We start from the raw sequence: 21,669 nt of genomic DNA on the forward strand, positions 1-21,669 counted from the left end.
ATCACGACCATCTCGAAGGTGTGTCTGGGCGATTTTCAGCCTGTCGAGTGAGCGTTGATCATGAGATGTCCTGGTATTCCAGGAGTTCGGATCGGCCACTGTGGCGCAGGACACTTGACGGAGCGCCATTTTCCGCCCTGGACGCAATGGCTGGAATCATTCGTTCCGCTCGCGATGCCGGGTGATGTGGGGAAACCTTTTCCCTGTCCGGAGCGTCATGAAGTACGGGGGAACGCCCTGCCCTTGGAGAGGCCGGTCGCGCGCCGGCCGCGCGCGCCGTGTAGGACCGCCGGATCCGGGCAGCCACCCCTGAGAGCGTCGTGCGGTGGGGAGTGACAGGACATGGAAGACGGGACGCGGACCGCGGGCCAGCTGTGGGTGGAGGACGAGCGCGGACTGCGGAGGATGCCGGACCCGGTGCGGAACGCGGCGGTGCGGGCGGTGATGATCACGTCGGTGACGATCATCCTGGCCGTCGTCGCCTTCCTCACCTCGGTCACCAGCTCGTGGCTGGCCTACCCGATGACGATCGCGGCCGTGGTCGCGACGGTGGTGGCCACCTGGAGCGTGCTGGACATCTGGATCACCCGCCAGGTCTGGCGGCAGCGCGACGGCGTGGTCTCCGAGCCGAGCAGCACCGCCTACGCCGGGCGGCGGGAGCGGATGGCGGAGGAGCGGGTCGCCTGACGCCACGGGGCGCCTGGCCCCGCGGGGTACCTGGCATCACGGGGCACCTGGCACAACGGGGGCCCCGGCGCAACGGGGGCCCCGGCGCAACGGGACGGGCCCGGCCCCTCGAGAGGACTTCGAGGGACCGGGTCCTCTCCGTGCCCCGCGGCGGGGGTCACGGAGAGGACCCGGCCGCGGGGCACGGCCGTGGGGCACGGCCGTGCCTACGGCGCGGTGGAGGGCTGCTCGTCCTGGTGGCGGCGGAACATCCGGGTCGCCTTGATCTCGCCGTGGATCGTCTCGCCCTCGCCGGCCGGCTGCGGCAGGCCGGGGCGCAGGTGCTCCTCGACGCTGATGTACTTCAGGCCGGCCCGCAGGTCCGCGTCGTTGCGCAGCCGGATCACCAGCGGGAACTCCGCCAGCGCCGTGGTGTCGAACAGGCCCGTGGTGTAGAGCAGCTGGACGCCGAGCGCGTCCGACACGGCCCTCTGGAGCTCCAGCAGGTACGTGGCGTTGGCCCGGCCGATCGGGTTGTCGAGGAACAGCGTGCCCGCGTGCCGGTGCTTGTCCCGGCCCCGGTCGTTGGAGCGCAGCGCCGCCATCGTGCAGTACAGGGCGATGGCCGCGGTGAGCAGCTGGCCGCCGGAGAAGACGTCGCCCATCTGCCCGACCGGCACCCGCTCGGCGCGCAGCACCGCGTCAGGCTTGAGGATCTCGACGGCGACGCCCTTGGGTTCGAGCGCCGCCTGCACCCCGCGCAGCAGCAGCGACATGCCGTCGCGGCGCAGGTCCGAGTTCTTCTTCACGGCGGCGCGGGTCGCCTCGTCGACGACCTCGCCGAGCCGCTCGGCGAGCGTGGCCTGGTCGGGCTCCTCGAAGCGGATCCGCAGGAACTCCTGACCGGACCACTCGCCGAGGCCCTCGGGAAGCCGGGAGAGCCGCTGGGCGGAGCGGAGGGTGGCCAGCGAGGACTCCACGAGGCCGCGCAGCCGGTCCACGATCGACTCGCGGTTGCGCTCCAGCTGGGCCAGCTCGTCGGTGAGGACGCGCAGCCGGGGCGCGAAGGCCTCGGCCCACTTGGCGGCGTGCTCGGGCAGCGCGGAGGCGGGCAGTTCGCGGATCTGCTGGCGGGCCGGGGTGCGGACCTGCTCGTAGCGGGTGGAGTTGGCGTGCCGGACGAGGATGTCGCTCGCCTCGCGGACGGCCGAGTCCGCGGCGGACAGCTCGGCGGTGCAGGCGCGCAGCGCCCGCCGCGCCTCGCCCGCCGTGGTCCGGGCCTCCTCCAGGGAACCGGGGTACGGCTCCTGCTCCTCCGGCTCCTCCTCCGCGTGGTCGCGCAGCAGGTCGCGCAGGAGCGCGGCGGTCTCGTCGAAGCCGCCCGCGGCGTCCTCGGCGGCCCGGTGGTCGCGCAGCAGGCCGGCGTGGGCGGCCCGGGCCGCCTCCAGGGCGTCGCTGCGGGCGGCGAGTTCGGCGCTCGCGGTGCGCAGCAGGGCCTGGGCCCGGTCGGCGTCGGCCGGGACCAGCTCCTCCGGCAGCTCGGTGTGGGCCTCGCCGTCCTCGGGGGCCAGTCGCTCGGCCTCGCCGCGCAGCCGGCCGAGCTTCTCGCTCGCCTCGGAGGCGCGGGACTCCAGCATCTGCACCAGGGACTCGGCGCGGGCCGCGGCCGCCTGCCGGGACGGGCCGTCGGCGCCGTCGGTGGACTCCAGGAGCTGCTCGGCGCGGGTGCGGACCTTGTTGGTGAGCCGGTCCAGCTCGGCGAGGGCGGCGGACTCGTCGCTCTCGGCGCGGGCCTGCTCGGCGCGCAGGTCGGCGCCGACGCCGACCTTCTCGTACACCTGGGAGGCGGCCCGGTAGGCCTCGCGGAGGGTGGGGAGCGCGGCGCGGGGCGCGCCCGGGGCCTCCTCCGGCAGCTGCTCGGGGGCGCCGGCGATCTCGGCGCGCTCGGCGCGCAGCGCGCGGGCGGTGCGGTGGGCGTCGTCGGCGGCGCGCTGGGCGGCCCGGCGGTCCTCGTCGGCGGCCCGCGCGCGCTCCAGGCAGGTCTGGGCGCGGGCCTCGGACTCGGCGGCGTCGTCGGCGAGTTCGCGGAGCTTGGCCTGCCAGGCGGAGCGCTCGCGCAGCCGGAAGGCGAGGCCGGCGAGGGCGTCGGCGGCCCGGCGGGCGCGCTGGGCGGCCTCCTGGCGCTCGTCGCGGACGGCGAGGGCCTCGGCGGCGGTCTCCTCGGCCTCCGCGCGCGCGGCGCGGGCCTCGTCGAGGGCCCGGGCGGCGGCCTCGGCGGCCTCCCGGGCGGCGGCGGCGCCGGCCGCGAGCTCGGCGAGCATGCCGGGCGGGCAGTCGGCGCGCCAGGCGCCGATCCGTGCGGCGAGGGCGCGGTCGCCGGCGAGCCGGGCGGCGAGGGCGCGGATCTCCTCGTCGCGGGCGGCGGCCCGGGCGCGCAGCGCCTGCCGCTCCTCGTCGGCGGCGTGCTCGTCGTGCATGGCCGGGTTCGGCGGCACCAGGAACACCCCGGTGTCCTCGCCCACGTCCCGCGCCGGTACGGGAGCGAGGAGGGCGGCGGCGGTGCCGACGGCGACGGCGGAGCGGGGCAGCAGCGCGGCCGAGCCGAGGGCCTCGCGGGCGCGGCCGTACGAGACGGGGTCGGTGATGACGACGCCGTCGACGAGTTCGGGGCGGGCGGCGAGCACGCGCGCGTGGTCGGCGGGGTCGACGGACTGGGCGAGGTAGCGCCAGCCGGGGAGGGCGGGGATGCCGTGCTCGCCGAGGAACTCGACGGTGGCCAGGACGTCGGGGCCGGGCGGCAGCAGGCCGCCGTCGCCGAGGGCGCCGAGGATGCGGGAGTCGTCGGCGGCTGCCGTGCGCAGGTCGAAGAGCTGGCGCTCGGCGGAGGAGACGGCGCCGTCGAGCAGCCGGCGCAGCTCCTCGGCGTAGCGGTCGAAGTCGGTGACGGAAAGCGGGGCGCCGGGGCCGGCCCCGGCGGCCGTCTCGTCGTCCTGGCCGGCGGCGCGCGGGCCGGTGAGCGGGCTGCCGGAGCCGGGCAGGCCGAGGAGTTCGGCGAGGCGCTCCTCGGCGGCCAGGGCCTCGGCGGCGCGGCGCTCGGCGTCGTAGGCGCCGCCGGCGGCCGCGGCGGCGTCGGCGGCGCGGGCGGCGGCGAGTTCGGCGCGGGCCTCGGCGGCGGCCGTCTCGCGGGCCCGCTCGCTCGCGGTGCGGGCCGCTTCGCGGGCGGCGTCCCAGGCGGCGACGGTGGTCTTCTCGGCGTCGGCGGCGGCGAGCGCGGCGCGGGCGGGGTCGGCGTCGGGGGCGGAGTCGTCGAGCCAGCCGGCCCGGACGGCCTCGGCGGTCTCCTGCTCGACCTCGGCGAGGCGCTGGCGCAGGTGCCCGGCCTCGCTGCGGGCGCGCTGGGCCTCGGTGGCGGCGGCGGTGGCGTCCCGGTGGGCGGCCTCGCCGGCCTCCTGGAGGGCGGTGGAGCGCTCCTCCTCCTCGGCGGCGTGGCGCTCGCCCTCCTCGGCTGCGGCGGCCAGGGCCCGTACGAGGTCGGCGGCGGCCTCGGCGCGGGCTGCGAGGGCCGGGGCGGCGTCGCGCTCGGCCTCGCGGATGGCGGCGGCCACGCGCGCGGAGCGGTCGCCGGCCGCGCGGTGGCGGAGCACCGATTCGGCGGCCTGCCAGGCGGAGTGGAGGGTGCGGGCCTCGATGAGTTCGCGGCGCTGGGAGGCGGCGCCCTTCTCGGCGGCGGCGAGCGCCAGGGAGGCGTGCCGGTAGGCGAGTTCGGCGGCGATGAGGGCGCTGCGCTCGCGGGCCGTCTCGGCCTCGGAGACGGCGTGGCCCGCGGAGGTGACCTGCTGGGCCAGTTCGGCGGCGCGGGCGCGCTCCGCCGCGCCGCGGCCGGAGAGCCGGCGGGCGAGGGTCCGGGTGCGGCGTTCGGCGGCGGCGTGCACCTCGCGCGCGCGGGACCGGGTTCCGGCCGCGTCGACGATGCGGTTCAGGAGGTCGACGGAGCCGGCGGTGAAGTCGCGTTCGGCGGTGAGTTCGGCGCGGCGGCCGAGCTTGTTGCCGAAGCCGCCGACGAGGTCGGCGAGGCCGTCGGTGTCGCGGGTGTCGGTGACCGCGCGCAGGAGGAGGTCGGTGAAGTCGGAGTCCTTCTTGACCGCGAAGAGGCCGGCGGCCTCGCCCTCGTCGGCGTTCATCTCGCGCTGGTAGCGGAAGAGTTCGGGGTCGAGGCCGAGTTCGCCGAGGTGCTCGTTCCAGCGGTCGTGGATCTCCTCCCACACCACGTCCAGGTGCGGGTAGGCCTTGCCTGCCTCGGTGAGGGCGTCGCGGAAGCCCTTCATGGTGCGGCGGCGGCCGGTGGCCCCGGAGGCGCCCTCGGCGGCGGGGCGGACGGAGTTCGCCTCGGCGACCGGGAGGTTGTCCAGGCTGAGGCCGGGGCCGGGGCGGAAGGAGTACCAGGCCTCGGCGAACTTCCGCGGGTCGTTGGAGACCTGGCGGCCGCGCCACTCGCTGACCTTGCCGACGACGACGAGTTCGCCGGTGAGGGTGTGCTGCCACTCCAGGGCGACGTGGCCGCAGTCGTCGGCGAGCAGGAACTTGCGGAGCACGCCGGAGCTGGCGCCGCCGAGGGTGTTGCGGTGGCCGGGGAGCATCACCGAGAAGATCAGCTTGAGGAGGACGGACTTGCCGCCGCCGTTCTCCAGGAAGAGCACGCCCGCGGGGGCGGGGCGGCGCGGCGGGCCGACGGGCTCCTCCTCGAAGAACTCCGCCTGGGTGGGGGCGGGGTTCGGCACGGGCGCGCCGACGCCCCGCAGGTCCAGGACGGTGTCGGCGTAGCGGGCGCCGGCGGGACCGATGGAGTAGAGGCGGACCCGGGACAGCTCGTACATGGCGAGGGACTCTCGTGCTCTCGTGCTCGGGAAGTTCGGTGGTGCGGGACGGAGTGCGGGTGCGGCGCGGTGGGGTTACGCGTGGAAGGGCAGGCCGGCGTCGGCGGCGAGCTCCAGGTCGTCGCCCTCGGGCGGCGGGACGAGGGTGGCGGTGCCGTCGCTGACGGGGACGATGCCGAGGTCGAGCAGTTCGGTCAGGGCGGCCGAACCCGCCATGTCGCGGACCTGGAGCTGGTAGCGGGCGGTGGTGCGGAAGGAGCCGCCGTTCTCGTCGCCGGTGCGCTGGAGGAAGCCGGAGTCGGTGAGGAAGGCGACGGCCTTGGCGACGATGCCGGTGGTGGAGCCGGCCAGGCGGCGGGCGTCCTTGGTGGCACCGGTGGTGGAGCGGCGGGACCAGACGCGCCAGGCGGCCTCCAGGCCGGGGGCGTCGGAGGCGGGGTCGGTGTTCTCCCCCTCCTCCTCGGCGCGCTGCTCCAGGCGCAGGCACGCCTGACGGACGAAGGAGTCGACGCCGTTGACGGTGAGGCGGCCGATGTAGCCGTCGTCGGCGAGGTCCTCGGGGCGCGGGAAGGCCATGGCGGCGACGGCGAGGTGGGCGAGGCCGTGGAGGAAGCGGTCGGCGGAGTCGGTGTGGGCGCGGCGGGCGTAGTCGCCCATGCGGACGGCGAAGACGGAGTCCTCGCCCGCGGTGACGGCCATGCCGGCGCGCGGGGAGACCTCCAGGACGATCAGGCCGAGGCCGGTCGCGACGGCGTCGGCGAGCCGGGCGAAGGCCGGGTCCTCCTGGTAGCGGCGGAGCAGTTCGGCGTACTCGGCGTCCCGGGCCGGGAGCAGCTTGGGCTGGAGGCCGAAGGAAACGAGCCGCGCGGCGTCGGCGGCGTCGGCCGGGGTGACGCCGGCGGATCCGCCGGGGGGCGCGGGCCGGGGCGGCTCCTGCTCGCTCCGCGCGTCCGCGTACTCGGGGTACTCGGGGTACTGGACGGCGTCGTCGCTCACTGCTGGGGCTCCTCGGTGCGGCTTTCGTGCGGTACGGCGGGGGCGCCGGCGGTCCTCGGCAGGGGCAGCGGCACGGGGGTGACGGCGGCGGACGGCGGCGCGGGGGCCTCGCCCGGGGTGGGCGCGGGCCCGCCCGGGGCGCCGAGGCGGACGGCGCGGACCGCCGGCAGCTCCCGGCGGCGCGCGGCCGCCCTCGGCACCTGCGGCAGCGGGACGGCCCCGAGGCGGGGGCCGGGGGACGCGGGGGGCCGGGGGGCCTCGGCGGGCAGGTCCGCGGGGGCGCGGGTGACGGGCGCGGCGCCGGCGGCGGGCGAGACCTCGGCGACGGGTGCGGCGTCCACTACGGGCGCGGCGTCCACAACGGCCGGAGCGTCGGCGGCGGGTGTGGCGGGCGCGGCATCGGCGGCGGGCGCGACAGGTGCGGTGCCCGCGACGGCCGCGGCGTCGGCGGCGGATGCGGCGTCTGTGGCGGGCGCGGCGGGCGCGCCGCCGGGTGCCACGGGGGGCGCGGGCCGGAACGGTTCGGCGGTGGGCCGGAACGGTTCGGCGGTGGGCCGGAACGGCTCGGGCGCGGGCGCGGCGGGGGCCGGCTCCGCGGCCTCCGGCGGCTCGGGCGCGACGGGCCGGAACGGCCCCGCGGCCTCGGTCGGGGGCACGGGCCGGGGGAGCCACGCGCGCGGGGGGTGGGCCGGGCGGGGATCCTGGCCGGAGCCGGGGGCGGCCGGGGTGGTCCCGGAGGCGTACGTCACGTCGCCTCCGTACGGTCGGCGGCCATGCCGGCGGCGTCGAGGAGCGCCGTGCCGACGATGAGGTCGGCGCCTCCGAAGCCGGGGTCGTCGAGCGGGGTGCCGTCGTCGACGGCGAAGAGCAGCCGCTCCTCGCCCTGTCGGTAGGCGGTGCCGACCGGGGGGCTGGCCGCGTGGACGGCGAGGAGGGCCACCAGGTAGGCGAGGTCCTCGCCGCCGGTGGCACGGGCCTCGGCGAGCAGTCCGGAGAGCCGGCGCGGGGCGTCGTGCTCCAGGTCGAGCAGACCGAGCGCGTCCGCCAGCTGCTGCTCGCTGAAGCGGGAGTCGTCGGGGGTGGCGATCAGCTCCGGCTCGGGCATCTCCGCGCCGAGGTGCTCGCGCTCGACCGGCGGGGTGAGCAGCAGGTCCACGAGGTCGCCGAGGCGGACCGAGGCGGGGGTGCGCAGGCCGGTGCCGCGCGCGAAGAAGGCGTCGGTGACCCGGGTGGCCCGCTCGACGGGGAGCGGCAGCACCGGGGCGACCAGCTGTCCGTACAGGTCGAGTCCGGTGTACCGGGTGGGGGCGGCGAAGGCCTGGCGGTCCTGCTCGGCGCGGAAGAGCGGGCCCGCCTCCAGGAGCCGGGACTGGAGCTGGGTGTGGCGGCGGATGCAGTCCTTGACGATGTCGACCAGTTCGGCCGCGCGGCGCTTGTGCTCGGGCTCCTCGGCCTCGTCGCGGGCCTTGCGGATGTTGGTGAGGATCGCGTTCTCGTGGCGGTAGCGGTCGGCGACGTGGTCGAGCGCCTCGGCGATCATGTCGGGGACGCCGTGGAGCCAGTCCACCGCGCGCACGTTGCGCCGGGTGGCCTCCAGGGTCCTGCGGAGGGTCTCGGCGTACTGGACGGTGCGGTAGCGGGCCTGTTCGGCGGCGAGCTGGGCGTCGGCGAGGCGGCCCCGGCTGATGAGGACCTCCAGCTTCACCTCGGCGGCGATCTGGGCGCTGGTGACGTCGGTGTCGAGGGCGCCGACCAGCACGTTGACGGCCTCGTCGGTGGTCCGCAGGCAGACGGTGCCGCCGTAGCCGGGGACCTCCTCGACGAGCTTGAAGTCGTAGTCCCGGCGGACGTACACGCCGTCGGTGCCGAAGGTGCCGTAGACGGCGCGGAAGCCGCGGTCGACGCTGCCGACGTTGATCAGGTTCTCCAGGACCCAGCGGGCCACGCGCTCGTGCTCGGCGGCGGGGCGCTGCGGGGCCTGGGCGGCGACGCGGGGCAGCAGCCGGGCGACCACCTGGTCGTGGTCGGCGCCGGTGTCGAAGTCCATGTGGAGGGTGACGAGGTCGATCGCGGCGAGGGCGACCTCGGCCATCGCGTAGACCGTGTACTCGCCGGCGAGGTTGGCCTTGCGCGCGTCGAGGTCGTGCAGCGGCGCGGTGCAGGCGAGCGCGCGCAGGCGCCGCGCGAGCCCTTCGTCGGCGGCCGGCCCCTGCGCGGGGCGCGGCCCCGCGCTGAGCTGGGGCGGAGCGAGGTCCGTCGAGGCAGGCGAAGTCACGGTGCACAGAGTAGGTCCTCGCACTGACACGGGTCGAAACGGCGCAGAAACCACCGCCCCGCCCCCGCCCGGGGCGGTACCCTCCGCCCGCGCCGGGGCGGTCTCCCGCGCGGCCGGCGAAGGCCGCGCGTGGTCCGGCTACGCCTCGGCCGGTTCGTCCACGGCCCGGGCGTAGGCCGCCGCGACGCGGCGGATGGAGTCGTCGAGGTAGCGGGCGAGGAGGCCCTCGGCGGCGGCCCGCTCCCCGGCCCGCAGGGCTTCCAGGATCTCCTTGTTGCGGGCGAGGTAGGGCTCGTGGAGGGTCCGGGGGTCGTCCACGACGTGGAAGGCGAGCCGGAGTTCGGCGAGGACGCTCCGCATGAGCTCGTCGGTGCGGGCGCTGCCGGCGAGGGCGACGAGCTCGCGGTGGAAGTGGATGTTGGCGGTGGAGACCGTGCGCCAGTCGCCGGCGCGCGCGGCGGCCTCGCCCTCGGCGACGGCGGCGGCGAGGCCGTCCACCGGGAAGGGCGGGGCGCCGAGGCCCCGGACGACGGCGCACTCGACGAGCCGGCGGGTGCGGTAGATGTCCTCGACGTCGTCCACGGCGAGGACCCGGACGAAGACGCCGCGGTTCAGCTCGTGGACGAGCAGTCGCTCGTGGGTGAGGAGCCGGAAGGCCTCGCGCAGGGTGTTGCGGGACACCCCGAGGGCGCCGCCGATGCTCTCCTCGGAGAGCCGGGTGCCGGGCGGGAAGAAGCCCTCGGCGATGCGGGTGCGCAGGATGTCCGCGACCCGTTCCGCCGTGCTGGTGCGCCCGAGCAGCGCGCGGTCGTCGGCCAGTCCCCCGGTCGTCCCGGTGCCGCTCGCGTCCACGGTCCCCCTCTCCTCCCGGGGCGGTCGGCCCCGGCGTCGTCCGGCCGCCGAGTCAACCGCAGAAACGGATCGCGGACAACATCCCCCTTGTCGAATCGTTGAACAATCCTCTACCTTGGCGCCACCGCACACGGTCACCGGCGGAGCACGCGCCGGTACCGGACCGTTCCTGACGACCCGCACGCTTCCGCACGGCCTCCCGCACGTCTCCGGCACGCCTCCCCCCTGCGAGGTGCAGATGAGCACGGCACAGACCCGGCAGCACTCCCCGGACGACCACCCCGACGGCCCCGGCCGTCCCGTCGCCCCCGACGGCTCGGGCGCGACGGGCGCCTTCGGCTGGCTGCGCGCCCTGGGACCGCGCGGACGGCGCGCCTTCGGCGGCGCCTTCGGCGGATACGCCCTGGACTCCTACGACTTCTTCACCCTGCCGCTGTCCATGGTGGCGATCGCCGCCTACTTCGGCCTCGACAAGGGCCAGACCGGACTGCTCACCACCGTGACCCTGGTGGTCTCGGCGGTGGGCGGCGCGCTCGCGGGGGTCCTCGCCGACCGCGTGGGCCGCGTCAGGGCCCTGATGATCACGGTGATCACCTACGCGCTCTTCACCGTGCTCTGCGGCTTCGCGCCGAACTACGAGACCCTGCTGGTCTTCCGGGCGCTCCAGGGCCTCGGCTTCGGCGGCGAGTGGGCGGTCGGGGCGATCCTGGTCGCCGAGTACGCCTCCGCCCGGCACCGGGGCCGTACGCTCGGCGCCGTGCAGTCGGCGTGGGCGGCCGGCTGGGCCCTCGCGGTGATCGTCTACACCCTGGTCTTCCAGTTCTTCGACGCGGACCTGGCCTGGCGGATCCTGTTCTGGACGGGCGCGCTGCCCGCGCTGCTCGTGTTCTGGGTGCGGCGGCACGTGGAGGACGCCCCGCAGGCCGCCGCCGCGCGCGTGGCGAGCCCGGAGCGGGGCTCGCTGCGGGCGGTGTTCCGGCCCGGGCTGCTGCGCACCACGCTCTTCGCGATCCTGCTCTCCACGGGCGTGCAGGGCGGCTACTACACGCTCGCCACCTGGGTGCCGACCTTCCTGAAGACCGAGCGCGGACTGACCGTGGTCGGCACCGGCGGCTATCTGACGCTGCTGATCTCGGGCGCCTTCCTCGGCTACCTGACGGGCGGTCACCTGACGGACCGGATCGGCCGCAAGCGGAACATCGCGCTCTTCGCCGTCCTGTCGGCGGCGGCGGTCCTCGCGTACACCCAGATCCCGGCGGGCGCGAACACCCTCCTCCTGGTGCTCGGCTTCCCTCTCGGCTTCTGCATGTCGGCCATCTTCAGCGGCTTCGGCTCCTTCCTCGCCGAGCTGTACCCGACGCCGGTGCGCGGCACCGGCCAGGGGCTCACGTACAACACCGGCCGCGCGGTCGGCGCGGTCTTCCCCACCCTGGTCGGCTTCCTCTCCGAGAGCTGGGGCGTCGGCGGCGCGCTGGTCTTCGGCGCGGTGGGGTACGGGATCGCGGTCCTCGCGCTGCTGGGACTTCCGGAGACGCGCGGAAAGGAGCTGGGGTGAACGGCATCGACCCGCCGGGGGCGGGCGTACCGGGTCCGCGGGAGGCACGCGCGCGTGCGCGGGCCGGGACCGCGGGACCGACGGCCGGCTGGGCACCCGGCCACGCCCAGGCCAACCTGATCGCGGTGCCCGCCGACTGGGCCTACGACGTCCTCCTCTTCTGCACCCGCAACCCCAAGCCCTGTCCGGTCCTTGACGTCACCGACGCGGGTTCCTGGACCACCCCGCTCGCGCCGGGGGCGGACCTGCGCACCGACATCCCGGGCTACCGCGTGTGGGAGGACGGGCGGCTGGTGGCGGAGCCGGCGGACGCCACGCCGTACTGGCGGGCCGATCTGGTCTCGTTCCTGATCGGGTGCAGCTTCACCTTCGAGGGGGCGCTCGACGCGGCGGGGGTGCCGCTGCGCCACGTCGAGCAGGGCCGGAACGTGTCGATGTACGTCACGGACCGGGCCTGCCGGCCCGCCGGGCGGCTGCACGGGCCGATGGTGGTGTCGATGCGGCCGGTCCCGGCGCGGCTCGTGCCGACGGCCCGGCGGATCAGCGGACTGCTGCCGGCGGTCCACGGGGCGCCGGTGCACGCGGGCGACCCGGCGGCGCTCGGGATCCGGGACCTGGACCGGCCGGACTTCGGCGACCCGGTGGTGGCGGAGCCGGGGGACGTACCGGTCTTCTGGGCCTGCGGGGTCACCCCGCAGGCGGCCGTCATGGCCTCGCGCCCGCCGTTCGCGATCACCCACGCGCCGGGGCGGATGCTCGTCACGGACGTCCGGGACGAGGAGTACCGCCTCGCCCTCTGAGACCGCCGTCCCCCGCGCGCGTGCCGCCCCGGCACGACCGCGGGACGACGACACACGGCACCACGGGAACCACAGCACCACAGCACCACAGCACCGGTGAAGGGAACAGCACCATCATGAGCGGGGTCTCGATCGACCTGAACGCCGATCTCGGCGAGGGCTTCGGCCGCTGGACGCTGACCGACGACGAGCGGCTGCTCTCCGTCGTCACCAGCGCCAACGTGGCCTGCGGCTTCCACGCGGGGGACGCGGTCACCATGCGGCGGGTGTGCGCGCTCGCCGCCGAGCGGGGGGTGCGGATCGGGGCCCAGGTGTCCTACCGGGACCTGGCCGGCTTCGGGCGGCGCGCGATGGACGTGCCGGCGGAGGAGCTGGCCGCGGAGGTGGCGTACCAGATCGGCGCCCTGGAGGTCTTCGCCCGCGCGGCGGGGTCCCGGGTGGCGTACGTGAAGCCGCACGGCGCGCTCTACAACCGGGTGGTGCGGGACGCGGAGCAGGCGGCGGCGGTCGTCGACGGGGTGCTGCTCGCGGGCGGCGGGCTGCCGGTGCTCGGACTGCCCGGTTCGCGGCTGCACGAGGCGGCGGAGCGGGCGGGGCTCCCGGCGGTCGCCGAGGCCTTCGGCGACCGCGCGTACCGGGCCGACGGCTCCCTGCTGCCACGGGGGCGGGAGGGGGCCGTCGTGCACGACCCGGACGTGGTGGTCGAGCGGTCGGTGGCGCTGGTCCGCGAGGGCGCGGTGACCGCGCACTGCGGGACGGCCGTGGCCGTGCGGGCACGGTCGCTCTGCCTGCACGGGGACACCCCGGGCGCGGTGGAGCTGGCCCGGCGCGTCCGGGCGGGGCTGGAGTCCGCCGGGGTCACGGTGGGGGCCTTCGCGTGAGGGTGCTGCGCGTGGGCGAGCACGCCCTCCTGGTCGAACTGGCCGACGGCCCCGGCGCCGAGGCGTTCCACGCGGAGCTGCTGCGGCGCCGGGCGGCGGGCGCGCTGCCCGCCGTGCGGGAGGTCGTGCCGGCCGCGCGGACGGTGCTGCTCGACGGGGTGGCCGAGCCGGCGGCGCTCGCGGCCGAGCTGCCCGGCTGGGAGCCGCGGCCGGGGCACGCGCGCGTGGGCGAGGTCGTGGAGGTGCCCGTCCGGTACGACGGGCCCGATCTGGCCGAGGTGGCCGCCCGGTGGGAGGTGTCGCCCGCCGAGGCGGTGCGGATCCACTCGTCGGCCGAGTTCCGGGTCGCGTTCTGCGGCTTCGCCCCCGGGTTCGGCTATCTGACGGGACTGGGCGCGCGGTACGAGGTGCCCCGCCGGGCGACGCCCCGGACCGCGGTGCCGGCCGGGGCAGTGGCGCTGGCGGGGCCGTACACGGGGGTGTACCCGCGCTCCTCGCCGGGCGGCTGGCAGCTGATCGGGACGACGGACGCGGTCCTGTGGGACACCGGCCGCGAACCGGCGGCGCTGCTCTCCCCCGGCACCCGCGTGCGGTTCGTCCCCGCGGACGTCCCGGCGGGGGCGGGGGCCGGCCGGTGAACGAGCGTGCCGTCGCCGTGGTCAGGGCCGGCGCCCTGACCACCGTGCAGGACCTGGGACGGACCGGGTTCGCCCATCTGGGCGTGCCCCGCTCCGGGGCCCTGGACCCGGCCGCCGCCCGCCTGGTGAACCGGCTGGTCGGCAACGACGAGGGGGCCGCGGTCCTGGAGACCACCGTCACCGGCTGCGCCCTGCGCCCCCGGCGCGCGGTCACCGTCGCGGTGGGCGGCGCGCCCTGCGCGGTGCGGGCCGACGGGCGCCCGTTGCCCTGGGGCACCGCGGTGCGGGTCCCGGCGGGCGCGCTCCTGGAGGTCGGCCCGGCGGTGCGCGGGCTGCGCTCGTACGTGGCGATCGGCGGCGGGATCGCCGTCGATCCGGTGCTCGGCAGCCGCTCCACCGACCTGCTGTCCGGGCTCGGCCCGGCACCGCTGGCGGACGGGGCGGTGCTGCCGCTGGGGGCGGCCGCGGCCGTACGGGGGCCGGTCGACGCTCCCCCCTGGCCGGGCCCGCCGGACGAACTCGTCCTGCGGGTCCGGCTCGGGCCGCGCGACGACTGGTTCACGGGCCGGTCGCTCCGGACCCTGACCACGCGCGCGTACCTGGTGTCGCCGGCGAGCAACCGGATCGGGCTGCGGCTCGACGGGCCCGCCCTGGAGCGGGCCAGGCCCGGGGAGCTGCCCAGCGAGGGCATGGTCCTGGGCGCGGTGCAGGTGCCGCCGGACGGTCGTCCCGTGGTCTTCCTGGCGGACCATCCGACGACCGGCGGCTACCCCGTGGTGGCGGTGGTGCGGGAGGCGGACCTGGCGGCCGCGGCGCAGGCCGTGCCGGGGACGCCGGTCCGCTTCGTCACGGCCCCGTAGGACCGCCGGGCCCGGCGTCGTCCTCCGGCGGGGTGCCGTAGCCCCCGCCGCCGGGGGTGCGCACCACCAGGACGTCGCCGGGGCCGACCTCGGTGGTCGCGGTGCCGTCGAGGCGCTCCACGGTGCCGTCGGCGCGTTCGACGAGGTTCTCGCCGAGCGCGCCGGGCGCGCCGCCCGCCATGCCGTACGGGGGCACCCGGCGGTGCCCGGTGAGGAGGGTGACGGTCATCGGCTCCAGGAACCGCAGCCGCCGCTCCACCCCGTCGCCGCCGCGCCAGCGGCCCCGGCCGCCGCTGCCCTCGCGGACGGCGAAGGCGTCGACGCGGACGGGGTGGCGCCACTCCAGGACCTCGGGGTCGGTGAGGCGGGAGTTGGTCATGTGGGTCTGGACGGCGTCGGCGCCGTCGAAGCCGTCGCCCGCGCCGGATCCGCTGGCGACGGTCTCGTAGTACTGGACGCGGTCGTCGCCGAAGGTGACGTTGTTCATGGTGCCGGAGCCCTCGGCCTGGACGCCGAGGGCCGCGTAGAGGGCTCCGGTGACGGCCTGGGAGGTCTCGACGTTCCCGGCGACGGTGGCGGCGGGTGGTGCGGGGGCGAGCATGGAGCCGGGCGGGACGCGGATCTCCAGGGGAGCCAGGCAGCCGCTGTTGAGCGGGATGGACTCGTCGACGAGGGTGCGGAAGACGTACAGGACGGCGGCCGTGACGACCGCCGTGGGGGCGTTGGCGTTGCCGGGGAGCTGGGGGGAGGTGCCGGTGAAGTCGAGGACGGCGGAGCGCCGTTCGCGGTCCACGCGGACGGCGACCCGGATGACGGCGCCCGAGTCGGTCTCGTACCGGTGGGTGCCGTCCCGCAGGCGGGCGACGATCCGGCGGACGGACTCCTCCGCGTTGGCCCGCACGTGGCGCATGTACGCCTGGACGGCGTCGAGTCCGAACTCGGCGACGGCCTTGCGGAGTTCCTCGATGCCCTTCTCGTTGGCGGCGATCTGGGCCCGCAGGTCGGCGAGGTTGGTGTCGGGGTCGCGGGAGGGGTACGGGGCGCCGGTGAGCAGGGCGCGGGTCTCGGCCTCGCGGAGCCTGCCGTCGCGGACCAGGAGCCAGTTGTCGAAGCGGACGCCCTCCTCGTCGATCGTGCGGCTGAAGGCGGGCATGGAGCCGGGGGTGATGCCGCCGATCTCGGCGTGGTGGCCGCGGGAGGCGACGAGGAAGAGGAGTTCGTCCCCCGCGTCGTCGAGGACGGGAGTGACGACGGTGACGTCCGGCAGGTGGGTGCCGCCGTGGTAGGGGTCGTTGACGGCGTAGACGTCGCCGGGGCGCAGGTCGCCGGCCCGGCGGCGCAGGACCTCCTTGACGGTCTCGCCCATGGAGCCGAGGTGGACGGGGATGTGGGGGGCGTTGGCGACGAGGTTGCCCTCGGCGTCGAAGAGGGCGCAGGAGAAGTCGAGCCGTTCCTTGATGTTGACGGAGTGGGAGGTGTTCTCCAGGCGGACGCCCATCTGCTCGGCGATGGCCATGAAGAGGTTGTGGAAGACCTCCAGGAGGACCGGGTCGACGTCGGTGCCGGCGGCGGTGCGGGCGGGGCGCGGGACGGCGCGGGTGAGCAGCAGGTGGCCGGTGGGCGCGGCGGTGGCGCGCCAGCCGGGGTCGACGACGGTGGTGGCGTCGTCCTCGGCGAGGATCGCGGGCCCGTCGACGGTGTCGCCGGGGCGGAGGTCCTCGCGGCGGTGGAGCGGGGTGTCGGTGGCGGTGGCGCCGTCGTGGGTGCGGACGGTGGCGCGGGGGACGAGGGGGCCGGTGCGGGCGCCGGCGGGGACGTGGACGGGGCCGTGGGGTCCTGCGGCGCCGACGGCCTCGACGGTCACGGCCTCGGCGACGAGCGGCTTGTCCATGGTGAAGGCGTAGCGGGCGCGGTGCTCGGCGGTGAAGGCGGCGGCCATGGAGGCGGCGGGGCCGAGGTCGACGGGGAGGCTCGCGTCGGTGCCGGCGTAGCGCAGCAGCACGCGCGCGCGGGTGGTGATCGCCGTGTCGGGGAGGCCGTCGGCGCGGAGTTCGGCCCGGGTGCGGTCGGCGAGTTCGGCGGCGACGGCCTCCACGCGCGCGGGGGTGCCGGGTTCGTCGAGCGGGGCCTCGACGGACCGTTCGCGCAGGGCGGTCGCGTCGGCGAGCCCGATGCCGTACGCGGAGAGGACGCCGGCGAGCGGCGGGACGAGGACGGTGTCGACGCCGAGGGCGTCGGCGACGGCGCAGGCGTGCTGGCCGCCGGCGCCGCCGAAGCAGGTGAGGGCGTAGCGGGTGACGTCGTGGCCGCGCTGGACGGAGATCTTCTTGACGGCGTTGGCCATGTCGAGGACGGCGATCCGCAGGAAGCCGGCCGCGACCTCCTCGGGGGTGCGTCCGCCGCCGACCTCCTCGGCGAGGGACGTGAACCGCTCGCGCACGACCCCGGCGTCGAGCGGCCGGTCGCCGTCCGGGCCGAAGACGGCCGGGAAGTGGCCGGGCTGGATCCGGCCGAGCATGACCTGGGCGTCGGTGACGGTGAGCGGGCCGCCGCGCCGGTAGCAGGCGGGGCCGGGGACGGCGCCGGCCGAGTCGGGTCCGACGCGGTAGCGGCGCCCGTCGTAGTGGAGGACGGAGCCGCCGCCGGCGGCGACGGTGTGGATGCTCATCATGGGTGCCCGCATCCGCACCCCGGCGACCTGTGAACCGAGTTCACGCTCGAAAGTGCCGGCGTAGTGCGACACGTCCGTGGACGTGCCGCCCATGTCGAAGCCGATGACGCGGTCGTGTCCCGCCCGGGCGGAGGTACGGGCCATGCCGACGACGCCGCCCGCCGGTCCGGAGAGGACGGCGTCCTTGCCCCGGAAGTGGGCGGCCTCCCGCAGCCCGCCGTTGGACTGCATGAACATCAGGCGGATCCCGGCGAGTTCGGTGGCGACCTCGTCGACGTAGCGGCGCAGCACCGGCGAGAGGTAGGCGTCGACGACGGTGGTGTCGCCGCGCGGGATCAGCCTGATCAGCGGGCTGACCTCGTGCGAGCAGCTGACCTGGGTGAATCCGGCGGCCCTGGCGGCGGCCGCGACGCGCAGTTCGTGGTCCGGCCGGAGGTGGCCGTGCACGAGGACCACGGCGGCGGAGCGCAGGCCGTCCCGGTGGGCGGCGGCGAGGGCGGCGGCCACGGCGGCCTCGTCGAGGGGGCGGACGACCGTGCCGTGCGCGTCCACCCGCTCGGGGACCTCGGCCACGCGCGCGTACACGGCCTCCGGCAGCACGATGTGCCGGTCGAAGAGGCGGGGCCGGTTCTGGTAGGCGATCCGCAGGGCGTCGCGGAAGCCCTCGGTGACGAGCAGCAGGGTCGGCTCCCCGCGCCGCTCCAGGAGGGCGTTGGTGGCGACCGTGGTGCCCATCTTGACGACGGCGATCTCGTCGGCGGGGACGGGTTCGCCGGGGGCGAGGCCCATGAGGAGCCGGATCCCGGCCACGGCGGCGTCCTGCCGGCGGGCCGGGTCGTGGGAGAGGACCTTGCGGGTCACGAGGCTCCCGTCGGGGCGGCGCCCCACGACGTCGGTGAAGGTGCCGCCCCGGTCGATCCAGAACTCCCAGCGCCCGCTCATTTCCCCATTGTCGCCGCGAGGGCGGCGGCGAGGGCGGTCTCCGCGCGCGCGTCCAGCGGGCCCGGTGCGGTGCCGTCGCCCCGGTGGAGCAGTTCCTCCCCGGCGAGCAGCAGCAGCTGCGGCAGCAGGTCGCGGCTGCGGCGCAGCACCCAGCCGGTTCCCGCGGTGGCGAGCCAGAGGGCGGTCTCCGCGCGCGTGGGCGGTGGTTCGGACGCCTCGGGGGAGGGCGCGGGCCCCCGGGCGAGCCCCCGCTCGGCGAGGAGCCGGTGGAAGGCCCCGGCCACCGCGCGGTGGCCCCGCTCGCCGGGGTGCAGCCGGTCGGCGCTCCACAGTCGCCGGTCGTCGGTCCAGGCCGGGTCCGCGAGGTGGAGGTGGACGGCGCCGCGGCGGGCGGACAGCGCGTGCACCACGGCGTTGACGGACCGCCGGCGGCGGGCGAGCGGCCGGGCCAGCGGGGCGGGGAGGCCGAGCATCCGCCCCGGGTCGGGCAGGCAGGCCGTCAGGAGTACGGCTCCGGCCGCGTCGAGCGAGGCGAGGACCCCGTCCAGACGGCGGGCGAACCGCCCGATGTCGAAGCCGTGCCGCAGGGTGTCGTTGACGCCGACGACGACGGAGGCGAGGTGCGGCCGGAGGGCCACCGCGCGCGGGGCCTGGTGCGCGGCCACGTCCGCGCTGAGCGCGCCGCTGACGGCGAGGTTGACGTACTCCACGCGCTGTCCGGGCCCGGCGAGCCCGTCCGCGAGCAGCGCGGCCCAGCCGCGCCATTCCCCGGCGGCCCGGTCCCCGACCCCCTCGCTGAAGGAGTCCCCGAGCACGGCGAACCGCAGCGGGGCGGCCTCCGTGCGCCCGGGACCGTGACCGGGGCGGGCACCGTCGGGGCCCTGGAGCGGTCCGCCGGAGCCCCCGACCGGTTCACGGGAGCCCTCGACCGGTCCGCCGGAGCCCCGGGCGGGGACGAGCACTTCCGGGGCGAGCGCTTCCGGGACGAGCGCTTTGGGAACGAGCACTTCCGGAGCGAGCCCCGTGACGCGGTTCTCCCCCACGGGTCTCATCCGCCGACCTCCTGCCGTCGGGGCGGGTCGGCGGCGGCGGAGGGCGACGGCGGGGCGGCCGGCGCCGCGGCCGCCCCGTGGGCGCGGAGGAAGGCCGCCACCGAGCGGTCCCAGGAGAAGCGCTCCGCACGCGCGCGTGCGGCGGCCCTGCGCCCGGCCTCCGGCAGGGCGAGCAGCCCCCGTGCGGCGTCCGCGAAGGCGGCCGGGGTGTCGGCGGCCGCGGCGCCGGCCGCGCCGACGACCTCGGGGAGGGCGGAGGAGGCGCTGACGACGGCGGGCGTGCCGCAGGCCAGCGCCTCCAGGGCGGACAGCCCGAAGGTCTCGGCGGGGCCGGGGGCCAGGCAGAGGTCGGCGGCGGCCTGGAGGTCGGCGAGTTCCTCCCGGTCGGCGACGTGGCCCAGGAAGGTCACCGGCAGGCCCCGTTCCCGGGCCCGGCGCTCCAGGCCGGCCCGCAGCGGCCCGTCGCCCGCGACGACCAGCCGGGCCGGCACGCCCGTGTCGAGCAGTGCGGCGAGCGCTTCCAGCGCCGTGCCGGGACGTTTCTCCACCGAGAGGCGGGAGCAGAGCACCAGGAGGACGGCGGCGCCCCGCGCGTGCCGGGCCCGCACGGCGGGGTCGCGCCGGCCGGGCCGGCAGCGCTCCAGGTCCACGCCGAGCGGAGCGCGTACGACGTTGCGGGCGCCGAGGCGGACGAACTCGTCCTCCGCCCAGGCCGTGGTGCACACGATCCGGCCGTAGGCCCAGGCGGTGCGGCGGTTGAGCCGGTCCGCCGCGCGGGCGGCGAGCGGGGCGGGGACGCCCCAGGTCCGCAGGACGCCGTCGGCGGTCTCGTGGGAGACCATCACGGAGGGGACGCGGGCGCGCCGGGCCCACTCCCCCGTCCAGCGCAGGGTGGTGCGGTCGGAGACCTCGATCCGGTCGGGGGCGAGCCGGTCGAGGAGGTCGGCGAGCCCGCGCCGGTCGGTGAGGACGCGGTAGCCGCCGGTGCCGGGTAGTTCGGGCCCCCGGAGGGTGATCACCCGGCCCTGGCCGGCCGGTTCGTCGGAGGCCGTGGCTCCGGGGACGACCAGGACGGGGTCGTGCCCGGCCGCGCGGTAGCCGCGGCCGAGCCGGTCGAGGGCGGTGCGCAGCCCGCCCGAGGTGGGGGTGACGAAGTTGGCGAGCCGCACGATGCGCAGCCCGTCGCGGCCGTGGGAGGCGCGGTACGGGGCTCCGCCGCGCAGGACTCCGCCGGGCGCGGGCTCGCCCTGCGCACGCGCCCGCGTGGCGCCGGCCGTCGCGCGGTTCCCTCCGTTCACGCCGCCACCGCCGTTCGCTCCCGCAGGACCTCCAGGTAGTGGCCGACGAGTTCGTCGCCGAGGGCCTCCCAGGTGCGGCCCGCGACCTCGGACCGCCCCGCCCTGCCGTAGGCGGCGCGCAGGGCGGGCGCGGCGGCGAGGGCGGTGACGGCCTCGCGGAGGGCCTCGGGGTCCTCCGGGGGCACCAGGAGGCCGGTGCGCCGGTGGGCGACGAGGTCGAGCGGGCCGCCGGCGGCCGGGGCGATCACCGGGAGCCCGCTGGCCATGGCCTCCTGGACGGTCTGGCAGAAGGTCTCGTGGGGGCCGGTGTGGGCGAAGACGTCGAGCGAGGCGAAGATCCGGGCGAGGTCGTCGCCGGTGCGGCGGCCGAGGAAGCGGGCGTGCGGGAGGCGGGCGCGCAGGCCGGGGCCGCTGGGCCCGTCGCCGACGACCACGAGCCGGACGCCGGGGAGCCCGTCGACGGCGGCGAGGAGGTCCACGCGCTTTTCGGGGGCGAGGCGGCCGACGTACCCGACGAGGAGCGCGCCGTCGGGGGCCAGCTCCCGGCGCAGGCCGGGGTCGCGGCGGGCGGGGTGGAAGCGGGCGGTGTCGACGCCCCGGCCCCAGAGGCGTATCCGCTCGATGCCGTGGGCCTCCAGGTCGCGGCGGGCGGCCCTGGAGGGGGCGAGGGTGCGGTCGGCGGCGCCGTGCACGGCGCGGAGCCGGCGCCAGGCGGTGTTCTCGCCGGTGCCGACGTAGGTGCGGGCGTAGCCGGCCAGGTCGGTCTGGTAGACGGCGACGGCGGGCACCCGGAGGCGGGTGGCGGCGGCCATGGCCCGGACGCCGAGGACGAAGGGGCCGGCCAGGTGGACCAGGTCGGCGCGGTGGGCGGCGATGGCCGCGGCGACGCGGCGGCTGGGGAGGGCGACCCGCACCTGGGCGTAGCCGGGCAGCGGCAGGGAGGGGACGCGGACCACGGGGCAGGGGGCGTCGGCGTCGGCGGCGGGGTCGGGGACGGCCGGGGCGATCACGAGGGGCCGGTGGCCCCGGCGGACGAGGTGGCGCGCGGTCTGCAGGGCGCAGTGCGCCACACCGTTGACGTCGGGAGGGAAGGATTCGGTGACGATGACGACACGCATACGGGTGTTCTCGTCGCGCCCGGCGTGTCCCCGCCGACGGGGATCTGGACGCCGGGGGAACGTCCCGTGAGCTTTTCCCGCCCGGCCCCGCCCGGCCCGGGGGGCCCCGGGCGCCGGGGCGGGGGGGGCCGGGCCCCCCCCCCGCCCCCCCCAGGCGGGCCGGCCCCCCACCCAGACCACCCAACAGGCCC

The 21,669-nt window shown here is 77.2% G+C and carries 15 protein-coding genes; 6 read left to right on the plus strand and 9 right to left on the minus strand.

The genetic code is table 11. The features are described 5' to 3' along the window. The first annotated feature begins 342 nt into the window (after positions 1 to 342). Positions 343 to 687 (plus strand): hypothetical protein, encoded by a 345-nt coding sequence (locus ACFW6A_RS35600; protein WP_351844383.1) that lies wholly within the window; start codon positions 343 to 345, stop codon positions 685 to 687. 206 nt (positions 688 to 893) lie between these two features. Here the strand turns inward: ACFW6A_RS35600 and ACFW6A_RS35605 are convergent, their stop codons facing one another. The 5 genes from ACFW6A_RS35605 to ACFW6A_RS35625 all read right to left on the minus strand — a co-directional run bounded on the left by ACFW6A_RS35605 (position 894) and on the right by ACFW6A_RS35625 (position 9,663). Further along, positions 894 to 5,540, minus strand: coding sequence for a hypothetical protein (locus tag ACFW6A_RS35605; RefSeq protein ID WP_386645764.1), 4,647 nt, complete (start codon positions 5,538 to 5,540; stop codon positions 894 to 896). Positions 5,541 to 5,615: 75 nt separating this feature from the next. Next, positions 5,616 to 6,536, minus strand: a complete 921-nt coding sequence (locus tag ACFW6A_RS35610; RefSeq protein WP_351844379.1) for a hypothetical protein — start codon at positions 6,534 to 6,536, stop codon at positions 5,616 to 5,618. Continuing rightward, positions 6,533 to 7,285 (minus strand): hypothetical protein, encoded by a 753-nt coding sequence (locus ACFW6A_RS35615; RefSeq protein ID WP_386645767.1) that lies wholly within the window; start codon positions 7,283 to 7,285, stop codon positions 6,533 to 6,535. The genes ACFW6A_RS35610 and ACFW6A_RS35615 overlap by 4 nt, the downstream gene beginning before the upstream one ends. Further along, positions 7,282 to 8,811 (minus strand): hypothetical protein, encoded by a 1,530-nt coding sequence (locus tag ACFW6A_RS35620; RefSeq protein ID WP_351844375.1) that lies wholly within the window; start codon positions 8,809 to 8,811, stop codon positions 7,282 to 7,284. The genes ACFW6A_RS35615 and ACFW6A_RS35620 overlap by 4 nt, the downstream gene beginning before the upstream one ends. Positions 8,812 to 8,949: 138 nt before the next feature. Beyond that, positions 8,950 to 9,663 carry a GntR family transcriptional regulator gene (locus ACFW6A_RS35625; protein ID WP_351844373.1) on the minus strand — a complete coding sequence of 238 codons (714 nt, stop codon included), beginning with the start codon at positions 9,661 to 9,663 and terminating at the stop codon, positions 8,950 to 8,952. 238 nt (positions 9,664 to 9,901) lie between these two features. Between ACFW6A_RS35625 and ACFW6A_RS35630 the strand changes: the two genes are divergently transcribed. The 5 genes from ACFW6A_RS35630 to ACFW6A_RS35650 all read left to right on the plus strand — a co-directional run bounded on the left by ACFW6A_RS35630 (position 9,902) and on the right by ACFW6A_RS35650 (position 14,397). After that, positions 9,902 to 11,218 carry an MFS transporter gene (locus ACFW6A_RS35630; protein ID WP_386645771.1) on the plus strand — a complete coding sequence of 439 codons (1,317 nt, stop codon included), beginning with the start codon at positions 9,902 to 9,904 and terminating at the stop codon, positions 11,216 to 11,218. A gap of 5 nt (positions 11,219 to 11,223) precedes the next feature. Then, a complete protein-coding gene (locus ACFW6A_RS35635; RefSeq protein ID WP_386645787.1) occupies positions 11,224 to 12,018 on the plus strand; it encodes a putative hydro-lyase in 795 nt (264 codons plus the stop codon). Between the two features lie 116 nt (positions 12,019 to 12,134). Next, positions 12,135 to 12,899 carry a 5-oxoprolinase subunit PxpA gene (locus ACFW6A_RS35640; protein ID WP_351844367.1) on the plus strand — a complete coding sequence of 255 codons (765 nt, stop codon included), beginning with the start codon at positions 12,135 to 12,137 and terminating at the stop codon, positions 12,897 to 12,899. Beyond that, a complete protein-coding gene (locus ACFW6A_RS35645) occupies positions 12,896 to 13,537 on the plus strand; it encodes an allophanate hydrolase subunit 1 (protein ID WP_386645774.1) in 642 nt (213 codons plus the stop codon). Before ACFW6A_RS35640 ends, ACFW6A_RS35645 begins: the two co-directional genes overlap by 4 nt. Next, positions 13,534 to 14,397, plus strand: a complete 864-nt coding sequence (locus tag ACFW6A_RS35650) for a biotin-dependent carboxyltransferase family protein (protein ID WP_351844363.1) — start codon at positions 13,534 to 13,536, stop codon at positions 14,395 to 14,397. Before ACFW6A_RS35645 ends, ACFW6A_RS35650 begins: the two co-directional genes overlap by 4 nt. On the opposite strand, the gene ACFW6A_RS35655 is transcribed toward ACFW6A_RS35650, so the two are convergent. From ACFW6A_RS35655 to ACFW6A_RS35670, 4 genes are all read right to left on the minus strand, one after another. Then, on the minus strand, positions 14,384 to 18,010 hold the full coding sequence (locus tag ACFW6A_RS35655) for a hydantoinase B/oxoprolinase family protein (protein ID WP_386645778.1): 3,627 nt from the start codon (positions 18,008 to 18,010) through the stop codon (positions 14,384 to 14,386). The genes ACFW6A_RS35650 and ACFW6A_RS35655 overlap by 14 nt on opposite strands. Next, the gene (locus ACFW6A_RS35660) at positions 18,007 to 19,062 is read right to left on the minus strand and encodes an SGNH/GDSL hydrolase family protein (RefSeq protein WP_386645781.1); all 1,056 of its coding nucleotides are present in this window, start codon (positions 19,060 to 19,062) and stop codon (positions 18,007 to 18,009) included. Before ACFW6A_RS35660 ends, ACFW6A_RS35655 begins: the two co-directional genes overlap by 4 nt. Continuing rightward, positions 19,059 to 20,285 (minus strand): glycosyltransferase, encoded by a 1,227-nt coding sequence (locus ACFW6A_RS35665; RefSeq protein ID WP_386645790.1) that lies wholly within the window; start codon positions 20,283 to 20,285, stop codon positions 19,059 to 19,061. Before ACFW6A_RS35665 ends, ACFW6A_RS35660 begins: the two co-directional genes overlap by 4 nt. A 71-nt stretch (positions 20,286 to 20,356) precedes the next feature. Continuing rightward, positions 20,357 to 21,478, minus strand: a complete 1,122-nt coding sequence (locus ACFW6A_RS35670) for a glycosyltransferase family 4 protein (protein WP_386645784.1) — start codon at positions 21,476 to 21,478, stop codon at positions 20,357 to 20,359. Between the last annotated feature and the right edge of the window lie 191 nt (positions 21,479 to 21,669).

This window comes from Streptomyces sp. NPDC058758, from assembly GCF_042746075.1.
GTDB lineage: Bacteria > Actinomycetota > Actinomycetes > Streptomycetales > Streptomycetaceae > Streptomyces.

Excerpts from the sequence above, each read along its gene's own strand:
- ACFW6A_RS35670 (WP_386645784.1), bottom strand. The coding sequence starts at position 21,478 with ATGCGTGTCGTCATCGTCACCGAATCCTTCCCTCCCGACGTCAACGGT.
- ACFW6A_RS35660 (WP_386645781.1), bottom strand. The coding sequence starts at position 19,062 with ATGAGACCCGTGGGGGAGAACCGCGTCACGGGGCTCGCTCCGGAAGTG.
- ACFW6A_RS35640 (WP_351844367.1), top strand. The coding sequence starts at position 12,135 with ATGAGCGGGGTCTCGATCGACCTGAACGCCGATCTCGGCGAGGGCTTC.
- ACFW6A_RS35605 (WP_386645764.1), bottom strand. The coding sequence starts at position 5,540 with ATGTACGAGCTGTCCCGGGTCCGCCTCTACTCCATCGGTCCCGCCGGC.
- ACFW6A_RS35630 (WP_386645771.1), top strand. The coding sequence starts at position 9,902 with ATGAGCACGGCACAGACCCGGCAGCACTCCCCGGACGACCACCCCGAC.
- ACFW6A_RS35655 (WP_386645778.1), bottom strand. The coding sequence starts at position 18,010 with ATGAGCGGGCGCTGGGAGTTCTGGATCGACCGGGGCGGCACCTTCACC.
- ACFW6A_RS35600 (WP_351844383.1), top strand. The coding sequence starts at position 343 with ATGGAAGACGGGACGCGGACCGCGGGCCAGCTGTGGGTGGAGGACGAG.